Genomic DNA, 16,356 nt, shown 5'->3' with positions numbered 1-16,356 from the left:
CCCTCGGCGATAGAGTGCGCGCAAGGCGTCCCGTTTTCGGGGTCGTGCCATGAATTGGTCTGAACTTTTTCAGGTTATCGAGGAGGGACGCGCGCGATGTAAGCGCCGCGTAAGGGGTCGCGGGCGGTCACCTGGCGCGCCTGTCCGGCCCAAGGCGTACCATGGCCTAAGGCACGCGTCGCGAGGAGCCCCATGACCACACCGCCAACCGCCCTGGACATCCTGCGAGAGACCTTTGGCTATCAGAGCTTCCGCCCTCACCAGGCGGAGATCGTGGACGCCGCGCTCTGTGGGCGCGACGTGCTGGCGGTCATGCCCACCTCGGCCGGCAAGTCCATCTGCTACCAGGTGCCGGCGCTCGCCCTCGCCGCGCGGACGGGCGGGCTCACGCTCGTGGTGTCGCCGCTCATCTCGCTCATGGCAGACCAGGTGGGGGCCCTGCGCCAGGCGGGCGTCGCCGCCTCGTACCTCAACTCGACGCTCTCGGGCGGCGAGCGCGCGAACGTGCTCCACGGCATCGCCTCCGGCGCGCTCGCGCTCGTCTACGTGGCGCCGGAGCGCCTCGACGACCCGGCCTTCGTGGAGACGGTCTCCGCGCGCGGCGTGGCGCTCGTCGCCGTGGACGAGGCGCACTGCATCTCGCAGTGGGGCAACGACTTCCGCCCCAGCTACCAGCGGATCATCGAGTTCCTGGGGGCGCTTCCGGCGCGCCCGCCCGTGATGGCGCTCACGGCCACCGCCACGCGCGCCGTGCGCAGGGACATCGTGGGCGCGCTCGGGCTCGTGGACCCCTTCGTGGTCATAGCGAGCTTTGACCGGCCCAACCTCTCCTTTGCCGTCTCCCGCCCCCGCGGACGCGCCGAGAAGGACCGCACGCTCGTGGCCTTCTGCCGGCAGCGCGCCGAGCGCTCCGGCATCGTCTACTGCTCGAGCCGGCGCGCCGTGGAGGAGGTCTGCGACGAGCTGCGCGACGAGGGGCTTCTCGCCACGCGCTACCACGCCGGGCTCTCGCCCGAGGAGCGCGAGCGCAACCAGGACGACTTCCTCTACGACCGTGCCCGCGTGATGGTGGCCACCAACGCCTTTGGCATGGGGATCGACAAGTCCAACGTGAGCTACGTGGTCCACTACAACCTGCCCCTCTCGCTGGAGAACTACTACCAGGAGGCGGGGCGCGCCGGGCGCGACGGCACCAGGGCGGAGTGCCTCCTGCTCTACTCCCCCGGCGACGTGCACACGGCGGAGTTCCTGCTCTCGCGGAGCGAGCCGCGCGAGGGGCTCACGGACGAGCAGGTCGAGGCGCTCGCGGAGCGCGACGCCGAGCGCCTGCGCCAGATGGTCTTCTACGCCACCACCACCGAGTGCCTGCGCGCCCACATCCTGCGCTACTTTGGCGAGGAGGCGCCGGCGTACTGCGGCAACTGCGGAAACTGCCTCACGGACTTCGAGGAGGTGGACGCCACCACCGACGCCCTCAAGGTGGTGAGCTGCGTGGCGCGCATCGCCCAGCGCGGGAGGTCGGCCGGGGCGGCGATGATCGCGGACGTGCTGCGCGGCTCGCGTGGCGAGAAGGTCCTCTCGCGCGGCTTTGACACGCTCTCCACCTACGGCATCATGGCCGACGTCCCCGCCGCACGGGTGCGCGAGCTGATTGACGAGCTGGTCTTCCGCGGCGTGCTCGCGCGGACGGGCGGGGACTACCCCACGATCGCGCTCACGGGCTCGTCTGGCGCGTTCCTGCGCCGGGAGGCGCCCTGGGACGGGCCCTTCGTCCTCAAGGTGGCGCGCGGCGTGCCCAAGGCGGCGCGCGTTCCGGCAGCGCCCGAGAAGACCCGTGCGGCCACGGACGTCTCCGAGCTGGACGAGGTCGGGCAGATTCTCTACGCCGAGCTCACGGAGCTGCGCGGCGAGCTCGCGCGCGAGCAGGGCGTGCCGTCGTACTTCATCTTCTCCAACGCCACGCTCGTGGACATGTGCGCCAAGCGGCCGCGCACGCTCGAGGAGTTCCTCGGCGTCTCCGGCGTGGGCGCCAAGAAGGCCGAGCGCTACGGCGACCTCTTCCTCGCGCGGATCAACGCCTGAGGCCCAGGGGGCACGGGCCGGGCGGCCTGCCGCTAGGACAGCCCAACGGTATAGAGCGGCTTGTAGCGGGCGCCCTCCGGCCCGAGGATGCTCCGAAGGAGCGTGACCCTGCGCGCCACGTCCGGCAGGGGGAGCGCAAGGCCCCCGAGGTCCCCCGAGGGCACGCGGGCGTGCCGGGCCAGGGTGACGTGCGGCAGGAAGCCCTTCTCGTCATAGGCGACCCCGCGGGCGGCGAGCTCGGCGCGCACGCGACGCGCGAGCGCCATCAGCCCCTCGTCCTTCTCGACCCCCAACCAGAGCGTGGCGTCGCGCCCGCGGCCAAAGGTCCCCAGGCCGCGGGCGCAAAGCCGCACCGGGGCCGCGCCCGCGCACGCCGCGTCGAGCGCCTCCATGGCGCGACGCGCCTGCGCCTCCCCCACCTCGCCGAGAAACGCCAGCGTGAGGTGGTAGTTCTCCGCAGGCACGAACCGCCCCGCGCACCTGTCCCCAAGGCGGCGCGCGAGCCCCGCCACCTCGTCGGCAAACGGCCCCGGCAGCTCCAGCGCAACAAACGCCCTCATGCGACCCCTCTCCACGCCCTCATGCGCGAAGCGTACCACGGGCGCGCCGGGCGTTCACGAACCGTCCACCCCAAATTGCCACCTATTTACTATCATTAGGCGCACCAACCACGACGACAGACGGGAGACCCCGTGATCATCGAGAAACGCGACGGTCGCCGCGAGCCCTACGACGGAGAGAAGATCGTCTCCGCCGTGGCGCGCGCCTTTGCCGAGACCGAGGCCGTCCCGCCCCGCGCCGAGCTCGAGGCCGTGCTCGCGACCGTCGAGCGCCGGCTCGGCGAGCGGCCGCGCGTGGAGGAGATCCAGGACCTCGTGGAGCGCGCACTCATGGAGCGCGGGCACTACGACGCCGCCAAGCGCTACATCCTCTACCGGCACCGCCGCTCGGAGCTGCGCTCGGCGCGCGAGGAGGTGGTGCGCGCCGTCGCGGGCGAGGACGCCGGGCTCGCGGGGGAGCTCGCAGACGTCCTCTCCCGCGTCCAGCGCGACTATCCCGACGAGGCCTACGCGCTGCCCGCCCTTCTCGCCCGCCTGCGCGGCTTCCTCAAGGACGGCATGATCCCCGACGAGCGGCTCTCCGCGCTCGTCCGCTCCGCCGTGGAGCTCACGAGCCAGGAGGCTCCCCGCTGGGAGATGGTCGCCGGCCGGCTGCTCGCGCTCTCCGCGCGGCGCTCCATCGCGGACGCCTGCGCGCGCCGCGGGATCTCCGGCTTTGCCGACAAGGTCCGCCACCTCACGGACGAGGGGCTCTACGGCGCCTACATCCTCGAGCGCTACGCCCCCGCAGAGCTTGAGCGCGCGGCCGCCCTCATCCGCCCGGAGCGCGACGACCTCTTCACGTACGCCGGGCTCGACCTCCTGCTCAAGCGCTACGTGATCCGCTCGCACGACCACGTGGCGCTGGAGAGCCCGCAGGAGATGTTCCTCGGCATCGCGCTGCACCTTGCCATGGGGGAGCCCGCCGAGGTCCGCATGGGCTGGGTCCGCCGCTTCTACGACGCCCTCTCCACCCTGCGCCTCACCATGGCCACGCCCACGATGGGAAACGCGCGCAAGCCCCAGCACCAGCTCTCCAGCTGCTTCATCGACACCGTCCCGGACAGCCTCACGGGCATCTACCGCAGCATCGACAACTTTGCCCAGGTCTCCAAGTACGGCGGCGGCATGGGCATGTACCTCGGTAAGGTCCGCGCGCAGGGCGGCTCCATCCGCGGCTTTTCCGGCGTGGCGGGCGGCACCACCCGCTGGATCCGCGTGATCAACGACACCGCCGTGGCCGTGGACCAGCTCGGCATGCGACAGGGGGCCGTGGCCGTCTACCTTGACGCCTGGCACCGCGACCTGCCGGAGTTCCTGCAGCTGCGCACCAACAACGGCGACGAGCGCATGAAGGCCCACGACGTCTTCCCGGCCGTCTGCTGGCCCGACCTCTTCTGGCGGATGGCCGAGGAGGACCTGGACCAGGACTGGTACCTCATGTGCCCGCACGACGTCCTCACGCACAAGGGCTACGCGCTCGAGGACAGCTTTGGCGAGGAGTGGGAGCGCCGCTACCGGGACTGCGTGGCCGACCCCCGCATCAAGAAGCGCGTCATCTCCATCAAAGACGTCGTGCGCCTGGTGCTCCGGAGCGCCGTCGAGACGGGCACGCCCTTCGCCTTCATGCGCGACGCCGTGAACCGCGCCAACCCCAACCCGCACGCGGGCGTCATCTACTGCTCCAACCTCTGCACGGAGATCGCGCAGAACACCTCCGCCATAGAGGAGGTCAGCCGCGAGGTCGTGACGGAGGGCGGGGAGACCGTGGTGGTCACGACCACCCGTCCCGGGGACTTTGTGGTCTGCAACCTCGCGAGCCTCACCCTGGGGCGCATCCCCGTAGGGGACGACGCCGTGCTCGCCGAGGTGGTGGAGACCGCCGTGCGCGCGCTTGACAACGTAATCGACCTCAACTTCTACGCCCTGCCCTACGCCCGGCTCACCAACCGTCGCTACCGCTCGGTGGGGCTCGGCGTCTCGGGCTACCACCACCTGCTCGCCCGACGCGGCATCCGCTGGGAGAGCGAGGAGCACCTCGCCTTTGCGGACGAGCTCTTCGAGCGGATCGCCTACCACGCCATCGACGCCTCGGAGCGCCTGGCCGAGGAGCGCGGCGCCTACCCGCTCTTCCCCGGCAGCGACTGGGCCACGGGGGCCTTCTTCGAGAAGCGCGGCTACGCGTCCGAGCGCTGGCGCGAGCTCGCGGCGCGCGTGGCCAAGCACGGCCTGCGCAACGCCTACCTGCTCGCCGTGGCGCCCACGAGCTCGACCTCCATCATCTCCGGCACCACGGCCGGTGTGGACCCCGTCATGCGCCGCTTCTTCCTCGAGGAGAAGAAGGGATCCATGCTGCCGCGCGTGGCGCCCGACCTCTCGCCCGAGACCTACTGGTACTACAAGCCCGCCCACCTCGTGGACCAGCGCTGGAGCGTGCGCGCGGCAGGCGTGCGCCAGCGCCACGTGGACCAGGCGCAGTCGGTGAACCTCTACATCACCAACGACTACACCATGCGCCAGGTGCTCGACCTCTACCTCGAGGCGTGGCGCGCGGGCGTGAAGACGATCTACTACGTGCGCAGCAAGTCGCTCGAGGTCGAGGAGTGCGAGAGCTGCAGCAGCTAGCGGCCTCTCAAGCCGGACCCTTACAACCGTTTCCAGACGCAGGAGGCCATCGTGACCGAGAAGCTTACAAGGACGCCGCTGTTCAACCCCGAGGGGGACACGGACGTGCGGCTGCGCCGGATGATCGGCGGCAACACCACCAACCTCAACGACTTCAACAACCTGCGCTACCCCTGGGTCTCCGACTGGTACCGCCAGGCGATGAACAACTTCTGGATCCCCGAGGAGATCAACCTCTCCCAGGACGTGAAGGACTATCCCCTGCTCTCCGAGGCGGAGCGCGCGGCCTACGACAAGATCCTCTCGTTTCTCGTGTTCCTGGACTCGCTCCAGTCGGCCAACCTGCCCAACGTGGGCGAGTACGTCACGGCCAACGAGGTCAACCTGTGCCTGCACATCCAGGCCTTCCAGGAGTGCGTCCACTCGCAGAGCTACTCCTACATGCTCGACACGATCTGCTCGCCCGAGAAGCGCAACGACATCCTCTACCAGTGGAAGACCGACGAGCGCCTGCTGGCGAGAAACACCTTCATCGGGGAGCGCTACAACGAGTTCATGGAGCGCAAGGACGCCTTTACCCTGCTCAAGGTCATGATGGCCAACTTCATCCTCGAGGGCGTGTACTTTTACTCGGGCTTCATGTTCTTCTACAACCTCGCGCGCAACGGCAAGATGCCCGGCAGCGCCCAGGAGATCCGCTACATCAACCGCGACGAGAACACGCACCTGTGGCTCTTCCGCAACATGATCGTGGAGCTCCAGCGCGAGGAGCCCCAGCTCTTCACGCCCGAGCGCGTTGACGTCCTGCGCGAGATGCTCGAGGAGGGCGTGCGCCAGGAGATCGCCTGGGGGCGCTACGTGATCGGCGACAAGATCTCGGGCCTTACGGGCGACATGGTCGAGGAGTACGTGCGCTACCTTGGCAACCTCCGCTGGCACTCGCTCGGCTTTGGGACGCTCTTCGAGGGGTGCGACCGCGAGCCGGCGGAGATGGCCTGGGTCTCCCAGTACAGCAACGCCAACATGGTGAAGACCGACTTCTTCGAGGCCAAGAGCACCGCCTACGCCAAGGCGACCGCCCTCGTCGACGACCTCTAGGCCCGAGGCCGTGCGAGGGGCGTGCGAAGGGGACAGGCACTTTTGCACGCAGGGCGTGCAAAAGTGCCTGTCCCCTTCGCACGCCCCTCGCACGCCACCCCGTATGAAACCGAACAAGTGTTGCCGAAATTGTGAGCGCCCCGGACGCGTGAATTTGTGTCCGGGGCGCGGCGCATCATGGTCCTATGACACGAACGCCTGTTTGGAAGGGACCATGGGGAGCTCCTATCTCTGCATCGACCTCAAGTGCTTCTACGCCTCCGTCGAGTGCGTCGACCGCGGGGAGGACCCCTTCGAGCACCGGCTCGTGGTGGCCGACCCCAAACGAGGCGAGAAGACCATCTGCCTTGCCGTCTCACCTGCCATGAAGGCCGCGGGGGTGCGCAACCGCTGCCGCGTCTTTGAGATTCCGCGCGGCATCACCTACGAGATGGCGCGGCCGCGCATGCGTCGCTATATGGAGGTCTCGGCCGGCATCTACGCGAGCTACCTCAGGTACTTCTCCCCCGAGGACATCCACGTCTACTCGGTGGACGAGGTCTTCATCGACGTTGGGCCCTATCTCGCGCTCTACGGAAAGACCGCGCGCGAGCTTGCGGTCGAGCTCATCGAGATGGTGCGCCGTGAGACGGGCGTCTGCGCCACCGCGGGCGTCGGCACGAACCTCTTCCTCGCAAAGGTGGCGCTTGACGTCGCCGCCAAGCACGCGCGAGACAACATTGGCGAGCTCGACGAGGAGCGCTACAAGTGCCTGATCTGGCCGCACCAGCCAATCACGGACATCTGGGGGATCGGCCCCGGCATCGCGCGACGGCTCGAGGCGATGGGAGCACGGTGCATGGGCGAGGTGGCCCTCTTGCCCGAGCGGGCGCTCTACGAGGAATTTGGCATCAATGCGGAGCTGCTCATAGACCATGCCTGGGGCATCGAGCCCTGCACGATGGCGGAGATTCACGCGTACCGCCCGCAGGCGCGCTCGGTGTGCTCCGGGCAGGTCCTCATGCGCGACTACGCGTTCGAGGAGGCACGGGTGGTCCTGCGCGAGATGGTGGACGCCCTCGCGCTCGACCTCGTGGAGAAGGGGCTCGCCGGCAACCACGTCTCGCTCTTTGTGGGGTACGCGCGCGAGCGGGGGCCGCTGGAGGAGCTTGGGGAACGGAGCTCCTCGGAGATGCCGGCGGAAACGTTTACGGGGGAGCACGGAACGCGCGTCGTCGGGCGCCACGGCGAGGGGGCGAGCGCCTCCCGGGGCATCGGCGCGGCCACCAACTCGCGCGAGACCCTCACGGCCGCCTTCCTCTCCCTCTTCTCTGAGATCGTGGACCCCAACCGCGGCGTGAGGAGGCTCAACCTTGCCGTAGGCGGGCTCGTGCCGGAGGAGCTCGCCGAGCTCACCCTCTTCTCGAGCCCCGAGGCCGAGGCCGCCGAGCATCGCCTCGCCGAGGCAACCATTGCGGTCAAGCGGCGCTTTGGAAAAAACGCCCTCGTACGGGGTATCAGCTGGCGCCCCGGCGCAACGGCGCGCGAGCGCAACCGGCAGGTGGGAGGGCACCATGAGTAGCCCCGGGGCATCCTCGCCGTCAGGGCGCCACGCAGACCGCGCGGCGCAGTTCATGCCCTTCGCGGCGCTCACCGGCTACTACGACCTCGTGCGCGCGCAGGAGCGCGTCGTCGAGCCGCGGCGCGACCCCTCCGAGGAGGACGCGGCACGCATCTCCTCCGAGCTCGCGCGGATACGGCCGCGGGAGCTCGTGCGCGTGACGCACTATGCCGACGGGGCCTATGTTACGCGGGAGGGCCTGGTCACGAGCGTGGACCTTGCGGCGCGCGAGCTCACGGTCGTGCGCACCCGCATCAGCTTTGACGACGTATGGCGCGTGGAGCGAGTCTTTGGCTGAGCCCTCGCCGGCCTCGGGGGGGGCGGAAGGGCTTCCGGGGTCGCCTCGGGGCCGACGCGCATTGTCTCAGCGAGTGTTGTGCACTTTTTTGAGCGCCGGGCAAGTACCCAACATTTATAGGCTCCTATTTGCGCAGGTAGAAAAATGGCACCTCCCAAGCAGTACTTGAGAGGCGCCCGAAAAAGTACCTAACATTTAAAACCGCGGCCAAAGGGCGGCTCCGAGCCCTTGCCTTTGGCCTAACGCTGGCGATAGTGCTCGAGGAAGTCGGCCAGATCCTCCATGCATTCCCGCAGGACCTCCATGCGGGGCAGGTAGACAATGCGGAAGTGGTCGGGCTCCGACCAGTTAAAGCCGCCGCCGCGCGTCACGAGGATATGCTTCTCGTGCAGCAGGTCGAGGGCAAACTGCTCGTCATCGGTGATATTGAACTTTTTCACATCGATCTTGGGGAAGATGTAGAACGCCGCCTTGGGCTTTACCGCCGTGATGCCGTCGATGGCGTTGAGCGCCTCGTAGACAAAGTTGCGCTGCTCGTAGATGCGCCCTCCCGGCTCCACGTAGCGCTCCACGCTCTGGTAGCCGCCGAGAGCGGTCTGAACGATGGACTGCGCGGGCACGTTGGAGCACAGGCGCATGTTGGAGAGCATGTTGACGCCGTAGATGAAGTCGCTCATGCAGCGCTTGTTGCCCGAGAGGACCATCCACCCGATGCGGTAGCCGGCCACCATGTGAGACTTGGAGAGGCCCGAGAACGTGACGCACGGCAGGTCCGGCGCCAGCGCCGCAATGGAGACGTGCTCGTGCCCATCCATGCAGAGGCGGTCGTAGATCTCGTCCGAGAAGATCATGAGCTGGTGGCGCCGGGCAATCTCCACAATCTGCTCGAGAACCTCGCGCGGGTAGACGGCGCCCGTGGGGTTGTTGGGGTTGATGATGACAATCGCCTTGGTGTTGCTCGTGACCTTGGACTCGATGTCGGCAAGATCGGGCGTCCACTCGGCCTGCTCGTCGCAGAGGTAATGGACGGCCGTGCCGCCGGCAAGCGTGGCGCACGCGGTCCAGAGCGGGTAGTCGGGGCTCGGGATGAGGATCTCGTCGCCGGTGTTGAGCAGGACGTTCATGCAGAGCTGGATGAGCTCGGAGACGCCGTTGCCGGTGTAGATGCCGTCCATGCTCACGTTGGGCAGGTGCTTGAGCTGCGCGTACTGCATGATGGCCTTGCGGGCGGAGAAAAGGCCGCGGGAGTCCGAGTAGCCCTCGCACTCGGGCAGCTGCTGGCGCATGTCGTGGACGACCTCGTCCGGCGTGCGGAAGCCAAACGGCGCCGGGTTTCCGATGTTGAGCTTCAGGATGCGGACGCCCTCGTCCTCCATGCGGGCCGCCTCGTCGGCGACGGGGCCGCGGACGTCATAGAGGACGTTGTCGAGCTTGGCGGACTTCTTGAATTCGCGCATTGAGGTGCTCCTTTGACGGGTGGTGGCGGAGGCGGGCTGGCTCGCGGTCTCAGGCCGCGCGGAAGCTCGCGCGCGCTCGCCCGTTGCGAGCCACCTCGCGTCAACGCCCAGGATGTCGGCAAGCAGGGAGCAGACGCCGGGCCGAGGCTCGACCTTTCCGCTCACGTACTGGCTGACCTGGCTCTTTCCCAGCTTGCGGCCACGCGTGGCGGCCGCCTGGACAAGGTCGGCCTGCTTGAGGCCCTTCTCGGCCATGGCCTGCCTGAGGCGCTCCGAGAAGACGGTCTGCTCCATGCATCCCTCCAAAAAGTTCAATTTCAGGTCAAAATTGAACTTCTCACGCAAAAAAGTTCAATGCTGCCACTCTACCACAAACCTATTTTGAACTTCTCGCAAAACGTACTCGGAACGTCCCGCAAACGCCCGTCCGCGCAACCCGACCGCTCGCCGCCGAGCCGCTAGAATATGCGGCGGAAAAGCGACGAGAGGAACCCCCATGAACCCCCAGGCGGTCATCTTTGACATGGACGGCGTGCTCGTGGACACCGAGCGTGCCTACCAGGACGTGCTGCGCGCGTTCTTTCGCGAGCGCGGCCTCGAGATTCCCGACGAGGAGCTGCACCGGCTCGCGGGCGGGGCGGGCGGCATCTACCAGAAGATGATCGGGCTCTGGTGGTCGCGGGCGCCTCGTCTCTCCGAACGCGACCTCGAGCTCGGCCCCTCCGCCGCAACCGGCGAGGCGTTCGAGCAGATCACCGACTACGGCACGCTCATCAACCCCGGCGTCCGCGAGACCATCGCCGAGCTGCGGCGACGCGGCGTGCGCGTGGCCCTGGCGTCCTCGTCTCGGCGCGAGAAGATCGAGCGCGTCGTGCGCGACTGCGGCCTCACGACGTGCTTTGAGGTCATCGTGAGCGGAGAGGACTTCACCGAGTCCAAGCCCAACCCTGCCATCTACCTTCACACGCTGGGGCTGCTCGGCCTGCCGGGCTCGGCGTGCGTAGCCGTTGAGGACTCCGACGCCGGCATCGCGGCGGCGCGCGGCGCGGGCATCCCCGTTGCCGTCAAGCGCGACGAGCGCTTTGGCTACCGGCAGGAGGGCGGCACCTGGATGCTCGACTCCGTGGGCGACCTCATCCCCGCCCTCGACGCGTATCAGGGCTAGCACGCGCCGGGCGCCGAGCCCCTCAGGTATGATGGGACGAACGCGGGAGGGAGGACCCATGCCCCGAGAGACCAAGAAGGCCAAGGTGGAGCGCGCCGTCGAGGTGTGCCGCCGCCTTGACGAGAAGTACGGCCCGGTCGAGTGCTTTCTTGACCATGCGAACCCGTTTCGCCTGACCATTGCCGTGCTGCTCTCCGCACAGACCACGGACGCCCAGGTCAACAAGGTCACACCGGCGCTCTTTGAGCGCTTCCCCACACCGGGGGCGATGGCGGCGGCCACGCCCGAGGAGATCGCCGAGTACATCCACAGCCTGGGGTTCTACAAGTCGAAGGCACGACACTGCGTTGAGTGCGCCCAGATGATCGTGAGCGAGTTCGGCGGAGAGGTGCCGCACACGATGGAGGAGCTCACGCGCCTGCCCGGCGTGGGGCGCAAGACGGCCAACATCGTGATGAACGTGGGGTTTGGCATCGTGGAGGGCATCGCGGTGGACACGCACGTCAACCGCATCGCGCATCGCCTCGCGCTCTCGCCCAAGACGCACGAGAAGGAGCCGCTCAAGACCGAGCAGGACCTGCTGCGCCTGCTGCCGCGCGAGCTCTGGGGGCCGGTCAACCACCAGTGGATCCGCCACGGGCGCGACACCTGCACGGCGCGCAGCCCGCACTGCGACGGCTGCGTCCTCGAGGACATCTGCCCCAGCGCCCATCGCTGCTGAGGTGGGGGCGGTGCAAGGGGGACAGTCGGTGCAAGGGGGACAGTCACTTTTGCACACTGAGAACTTGTGCAAAAGTGACTGTCCCCCTTGCACCGACTGTCCCCCTTGCACCGCCCCCCCTCGCGGCTCCGCGCCCGACTCTTTTTACAGGTAGCGGCCGGTGACGCTCTCCGGGCAGGCGGCGACCTGCTCGGGCGTGCCGGCGCAGACGATGCGGCCGCCGGACTCGCCACCGCCGGGCCCCATGTCGATCACGTAGTCCGCAGAGCGGATGACGTCGAGGTCGTGCTCCACCACCAGAACGGTGGCGCCCGCCTCAACAAGCCGCTGGAACACGCCGAGCAGCGTGCGCACGTCGAGCGGATGGAGGCCGATCGTGGGCTCGTCAAAGACGAAGACGGCGTCGTCCTGCGCGCGCCCCATCTCGCTCGCAAGCTTGAGGCGCTGCGCCTCGCCGCCGGAGAGCGCCGGCGTGGCCTCCCCGAGCGTGAGATAACCCAGGCCCAGGTCGTGCAGCACCTGAAGCCGCGCGGCAACGCGCCGCAGGTCGGAGCATGCGTCAAGCGCCTCATCAACGGAGAGGGCCATGAGCTGCGGCAGCGTGAGGCCGGTGCCCGCCGGCTCGCCCGAGCGCGGGCGATGCACGCCGTCCGCCGCCGGGGCGTAGCGCGAGCCCCGGCAGTCCGGACAGGGAATGTCCACGTCCGGCAGAAACTGCACGTCAAGCGACACCTCGCCCGTGCCGTCACAGGTGGGGCAGCGCAGGCACCCCGTGTTGTAGGAGAAGTCGCCGGCCTTGTAGCCGGCGGCGCGCGCCTCCTCCGTGCGGGCATAGGCGCGGCGCAGCTCATCGTGGACGCCCGCGTAGGTGGCCACGGTGGAGCGCACGTTGATGCCGATCGGCGTGGCGTCGATGAGGTTCACGCGTCGCACGCCCTCGGCGTCCACCCAGCGCACGTGCGCGGGCAGCGGTTCCCCCGCCGCCGCGGCGGCAAGCGCCGGCACCAGCGTCTCCAGCACGAGCGTCGTCTTTCCCGAGCCCGAGACGCCCGTCACCGCCACGAGCCTGCCGCGCGGTACCTCCACGTGGAGCGGGCGCACGGTATGGAGCGTACCGGTCCCCAACGCGATGCGCCCGAGGTCGAAGAGCTCGCCTTCCTCCGCGCGGGGCCGCAGGGCGCGGTCCTTCTCGCCCGCAAGGTACGGGCCGATGCGCGACGCCGGATCCGCCGCCACCTCGGCGACGGTCCCCTGACTGACCACGCGCCCGCCGTCCGCGCCGGCGCCCGGGCCCAGCTCGATGAGGTGGTCGGCCTCGGCGAGGATGTGCGCGTCGTGGTCGACCATGACGACGGAGTTGCCGTCCGCCAGAAGGTCGCGCATGACGCCGAGAAGGCCGTCCACGTTGGCGGGGTGAAGGCCGATCGACGGCTCGTCGAGCACGTAGAGCACGCCGGTCGTGCGGTTGCGGACGGCGCGGGCCAGCTGCACGCGCTGGCGCTCTCCGGTTGAGAGCGTAGATCCCGCGCGGTCGAGCGCGAGATAGCCGAGCCCCAGGTCCAGCAGGCGCCGCGCCGTGTGCAGGAAGGACTCGCAGATGCTCTGCGCCATGGGTCGCAGCTCGGCGTCCAGGCCCGCCGGCACCGTGGACACCCACGCCGCCGCATCGGAGAGCGTCATGGCCGCAGCGGCGTCAAGGGAGATGCCCGCCACGCGCGGGGCGCGCGCCGCGTCCGAGAGGCGCGTTCCGCCGCAGTCCGGGCAGGGCCCCTCCGTGAGGAAGCGGCTCACGCGCTTGAGGCCTTTCTCGTCCTTGACCTTGGAAAGCGCGTTCTCAACGGTGTAGACCGCGTTGTAGTAGGTGAAGTCAAGCTCGGCGAAGTCGTCGCCCTTCTTGGACTTGTAGAGGATGTGGCGCTTCTCGGCCGGCCCGTGGAAGACGATGTCGCGCTCCTCAGGCGTGAGCTCGCGGAAGGGCACGTCCGTCCGCACGCCCATGGCGCCGCAGACCTGCTTCATGAGGTCCCACATGAGGCTGCCCCAGGGGGCCACCGCGCCCTCGTCGATGGTAAGGCTCTCGTCAGGCACGAGAGCGGCCTCGTTGACCGTGCGGACCACGCCCGTCCCCTCGCAGGTGGGACAGGCGCCGCCGCTGTTGAACGCAAGGTCCTCGGCGCCAGGGCCAAAGAACCTCTCGCCGCAGGCAGGGCAGACGATGGGCTGGTCCAGGGCCACGGCGAACGAGGGAGGGGCGTAGGAGCCGCAGTGCGGGCAGCGGTGGCTCGCCACGCGCGAGAAGAGCAGGCGCAGACTGTTGAGGAGCTCGGACATGGTGCCAAAGGTGCTGCGCACCCCCGGGACCGCGGGCCGCTGGTGAAGCGCGAGCGCCGCCGGGACGTAGCGAACGTCGTCCACGGCGGCGTGGCCCGCCTGCGTCATGCGCCGGCGCGTATAGGTTGAGAGAGACTCGAGGTAGCGTCGCGAGCCCTCGGCGTAGAGCACGCCCAGCGCGAGCGAGCTCTTGCCGGAGCCGGAGACGCCCGCCACGGCCACGAGCTCGTTCAGGGGCACGTCAACGCTCACGTCCCGCAGGTTGTGCACGCGCGCGCCGCGAACCTCGATGTGGTCGGGCGCCGCGGAGGCGGCGCGGACGGCCACCTAGATCAGCTTGCCCTTGCAGTGGTCGACCATGTGCTGGATCATCTGGGCCTCCCAGCCCAGGTAGTCGCGCTTGCGCGGCTTGAACGCGCCGTCGACGAGCTCGTCAAAGGCAACCTTGATCTTGGCGAAGCGCGTGACGCGCGTCTCCTCCTCGTGCGTGAGGCAGCTCTCGGGCACCTTTGTGGCGGCAAGGCCCATGAGGATGCGCGGGTTATACATGACGTGCGCCTTGCCACTCTCGTCCTGGAAGACGATGATGGCCTTGGTCACGCCGATCTGGTTGGCGGCCAGGCAGGCCGCGTCCTCGATCGAGGCGAGGGTGTCGAGCAGGTCCTGCGCGACGGCCGCGTCCTCAACGGTCGCGGGCTCGCACGGAACGGAAAGAACGGCCTCGTCGTGCACCAGGTCCTTGATCATGTGGTTCCCTTCGGGTCAGCTTTCGTTGCACGGACCAGTATAGCGGGAGTCGGCGGGCGCAAATCCATCCCGTGCGCCGGCCGGCCGGATGCGCCGCGCGGCGGCGGGAGGGGGATGCCGTGTTCAACATTGTGCTCGTTGAGCCGGAGATTCCGGCAAACACCGGCAACATCGGCCGGACCTGCGTGGTCACAGGGTCGCGGCTCCATCTCGTCGGGCCGCTTGGCTTCTCCCTCGAGGAGCGCGCGCTCCGCCGCGCGGGGCTCGGCTACTGGCGGAGCCTCGACGTGACCGTCTACGAGAGCTGGGAGGACTTCCTTGCGCGCAACGACCTCGCGACGAGGTCCGCAGACGCGCGGCTGCACCTCCTCACCAAAAAGGCCCGGAAGACCTACGCCGAGGCGCGCTACGCCACGGGCGACTTCCTCGTCTTTGGCCGGGAAAGCACGGGGCTTGCCGAGGGGCTGCTCGCCGCGCACCCCACGTGCTGCGAGCGCATCCCCATGCTGGCCGACGCCCAGTCGCTCGGGGACGCGGACGACTGGGCGCCGGCGGAGGGACAAGACCACAGGGCGCTTCTCAGGCAGGACGTCTGCGGCAACTTCGTCGATCCGGAGGACTATCGCATCAGCGCGCTCAACCTCTCAAACGCAGCGGCGATCGTCCTCTACGAGGCGCTGCGCCAGACGGGCTTTCCGGGGATGGGGCCCTCCTGAGCCCGCGGGCCCCGGAGGCGCCACGCCCTGGGGGCACATGGTGCCACGCCCTGGGGGCACACGAGGTACTTCTCGCCCGCGCCGTGAGGCCCGGAAAGCGGCGACACCGGAAGGCGGCTACTCCCGCCCGGCAAGCGCAACGGCCGCCGCCGGCGCCCCCGCCAGCGCGAGATACTCGTCCACGGAGCGCCGGAGCTCCTCGATGGTGTCATCCCCCGCGACGGCGTCCTCGTGCATCTTCCCGTCAAGCGGGATGAACTCTCTGGGGAGGTGGTTCCCCAGGCGCTCGCAAAGGGCCTGGTAGCGAGCCGCAAGCTCGTGGGCCCACGGGTCGTCGGGCTGCACGCCGGCCGCCATGAGGCCGAGGGCGCTCACGATGACGCCGCGCCACTGGGCACCCCCCTCGCCGCTCGCGACCGCGCCCGTCCCCACGCCGGCGCTCTCGTGCTGGGAGTGGCGCATCGCGGAGGGCTGGGAGCCGGACGGGTCGATGGTGAGGGCGATCTCGGCCCAGTCGGGGTCGTCCCCCTGCCGAACGCGACGGCGGATCGCGCGGAGCGCGGCCATGCGGCGCATGAGGCGCGCGAGGTCATGCCCGAGCACCTCGACCTGCTGGTCGATAAGCCCCTCGAGCTCCTCGCCGTCGAGCTCGTGCGAGACGACCCTCCGGATGTCCGAGAGCGAGTTCCCCAGAAACTTGAGGACCAGGATTCGCTGGAGCTCCCGCTCGTCCTCCTCGGAGTAGAGCCTCCGGTTCTGCGGGCCCTTCGCAGAGGGCGCCAGCAGCTTCTGCTGGTCATAGAACTGAATGGTCCGAACCGTCACCCCAGCGCGGCGCGCAAGCTCCCCAACGGTCCAGTACTCTGGCATCGTAGCCCTCCCCTCGGGCCCCTCCCCGCGACGCCGGCGAAACGCCC

The 16,356-nt window shown here is 68.9% G+C and carries 13 protein-coding genes; 8 read left to right on the top strand and 5 right to left on the bottom strand.

Translation table 11 applies throughout. The annotated features are described in order from the left end of the window. Positions 1–192: 192 nt before the first annotated feature. Complete coding sequence (gene recQ, locus B5F84_RS00950; protein WP_087319766.1) at positions 193–2,082, top strand: DNA helicase RecQ; 1,890 nt, start codon at positions 193–195, stop codon at positions 2,080–2,082. 32 nt (positions 2,083–2,114) lie between these two features. Here the strand turns inward: recQ and thpR are convergent, their stop codons facing one another. Continuing rightward, on the bottom strand, positions 2,115–2,642 hold the full coding sequence (thpR, locus tag B5F84_RS00945; protein ID WP_087319763.1) for an RNA 2',3'-cyclic phosphodiesterase: 528 nt from the start codon (positions 2,640–2,642) through the stop codon (positions 2,115–2,117). 132 nt (positions 2,643–2,774) lie between these two features. On the opposite strand from thpR, the gene B5F84_RS00940 reads away from it, so the two are divergent. The 4 genes from B5F84_RS00940 to B5F84_RS00925 all read left to right on the top strand — a co-directional run bounded on the left by B5F84_RS00940 (position 2,775) and on the right by B5F84_RS00925 (position 8,302). Continuing rightward, entirely contained in the window at positions 2,775–5,306 is a 2,532-nt protein-coding gene (locus B5F84_RS00940) for a ribonucleoside-diphosphate reductase subunit alpha (protein ID WP_087319761.1), read from the top strand. 51 nt (positions 5,307–5,357) lie between these two features. Beyond that, positions 5,358–6,404: a ribonucleotide-diphosphate reductase subunit beta gene (locus tag B5F84_RS00935; RefSeq protein ID WP_087319758.1), complete on the top strand. Its 1,047-nt coding sequence runs from the start codon at positions 5,358–5,360 to the stop codon at positions 6,402–6,404. Positions 6,405–6,618: 214 nt separating this feature from the next. Further along, positions 6,619–7,965, top strand: a complete 1,347-nt coding sequence (locus B5F84_RS00930) for a DNA repair protein (protein ID WP_087319757.1) — start codon at positions 6,619–6,621, stop codon at positions 7,963–7,965. Next, on the top strand, positions 7,958–8,302 hold the full coding sequence (locus B5F84_RS00925; protein WP_087319754.1) for a hypothetical protein: 345 nt from the start codon (positions 7,958–7,960) through the stop codon (positions 8,300–8,302). Before B5F84_RS00930 ends, B5F84_RS00925 begins: the two co-directional genes overlap by 8 nt. Before the next feature lie 239 nt (positions 8,303–8,541). Here B5F84_RS00925 and B5F84_RS00920 read toward each other — a convergent pair whose 3' ends face one another. Continuing rightward, complete coding sequence (locus B5F84_RS00920) at positions 8,542–10,053, bottom strand: aminotransferase class I/II-fold pyridoxal phosphate-dependent enzyme (protein WP_087319752.1); 1,512 nt, start codon at positions 10,051–10,053, stop codon at positions 8,542–8,544. Positions 10,054–10,255: 202 nt separating this feature from the next. Between B5F84_RS00920 and B5F84_RS00915 the strand changes: the two genes are divergently transcribed. Next, positions 10,256–10,924 carry an HAD family phosphatase gene (locus B5F84_RS00915; protein ID WP_087319751.1) on the top strand — a complete coding sequence of 223 codons (669 nt, stop codon included), beginning with the start codon at positions 10,256–10,258 and terminating at the stop codon, positions 10,922–10,924. Positions 10,925–10,982: 58 nt separating this feature from the next. Further along, positions 10,983–11,645, top strand: a complete 663-nt coding sequence (nth, locus tag B5F84_RS00910; protein ID WP_087319749.1) for an endonuclease III — start codon at positions 10,983–10,985, stop codon at positions 11,643–11,645. Between the two features lie 144 nt (positions 11,646–11,789). On the opposite strand, the gene B5F84_RS00905 is transcribed toward nth, so the two are convergent. Continuing rightward, complete coding sequence (locus B5F84_RS00905) at positions 11,790–14,303, bottom strand: excinuclease ABC subunit A (protein WP_087319747.1); 2,514 nt, start codon at positions 14,301–14,303, stop codon at positions 11,790–11,792. After that, positions 14,304–14,723 (bottom strand): peptide deformylase, encoded by a 420-nt coding sequence (locus B5F84_RS00900; RefSeq protein WP_087319745.1) that lies wholly within the window; start codon positions 14,721–14,723, stop codon positions 14,304–14,306. Between the two features lie 119 nt (positions 14,724–14,842). On the opposite strand from B5F84_RS00900, the gene B5F84_RS00895 reads away from it, so the two are divergent. Continuing rightward, a complete protein-coding gene (locus B5F84_RS00895; RefSeq protein ID WP_087319744.1) occupies positions 14,843–15,439 on the top strand; it encodes a tRNA (cytidine(34)-2'-O)-methyltransferase in 597 nt (198 codons plus the stop codon). 117 nt (positions 15,440–15,556) lie between these two features. Here B5F84_RS00895 and B5F84_RS00890 read toward each other — a convergent pair whose 3' ends face one another. Then, the gene (locus B5F84_RS00890) at positions 15,557–16,309 is read right to left on the bottom strand and encodes a MerR family transcriptional regulator (protein ID WP_087319742.1); all 753 of its coding nucleotides are present in this window, start codon (positions 16,307–16,309) and stop codon (positions 15,557–15,559) included. Positions 16,310–16,356 lie beyond the last annotated feature (47 nt).

It is taken from the genome of Olsenella sp. An290, assembly GCF_002159535.1.
Classification (GTDB): domain Bacteria; phylum Actinomycetota; class Coriobacteriia; order Coriobacteriales; family Atopobiaceae; genus Thermophilibacter.
The sequence above is the reverse complement of the archived record's forward strand: the minus strand, read 5'-3'. Positions and strand labels throughout refer to the sequence as shown.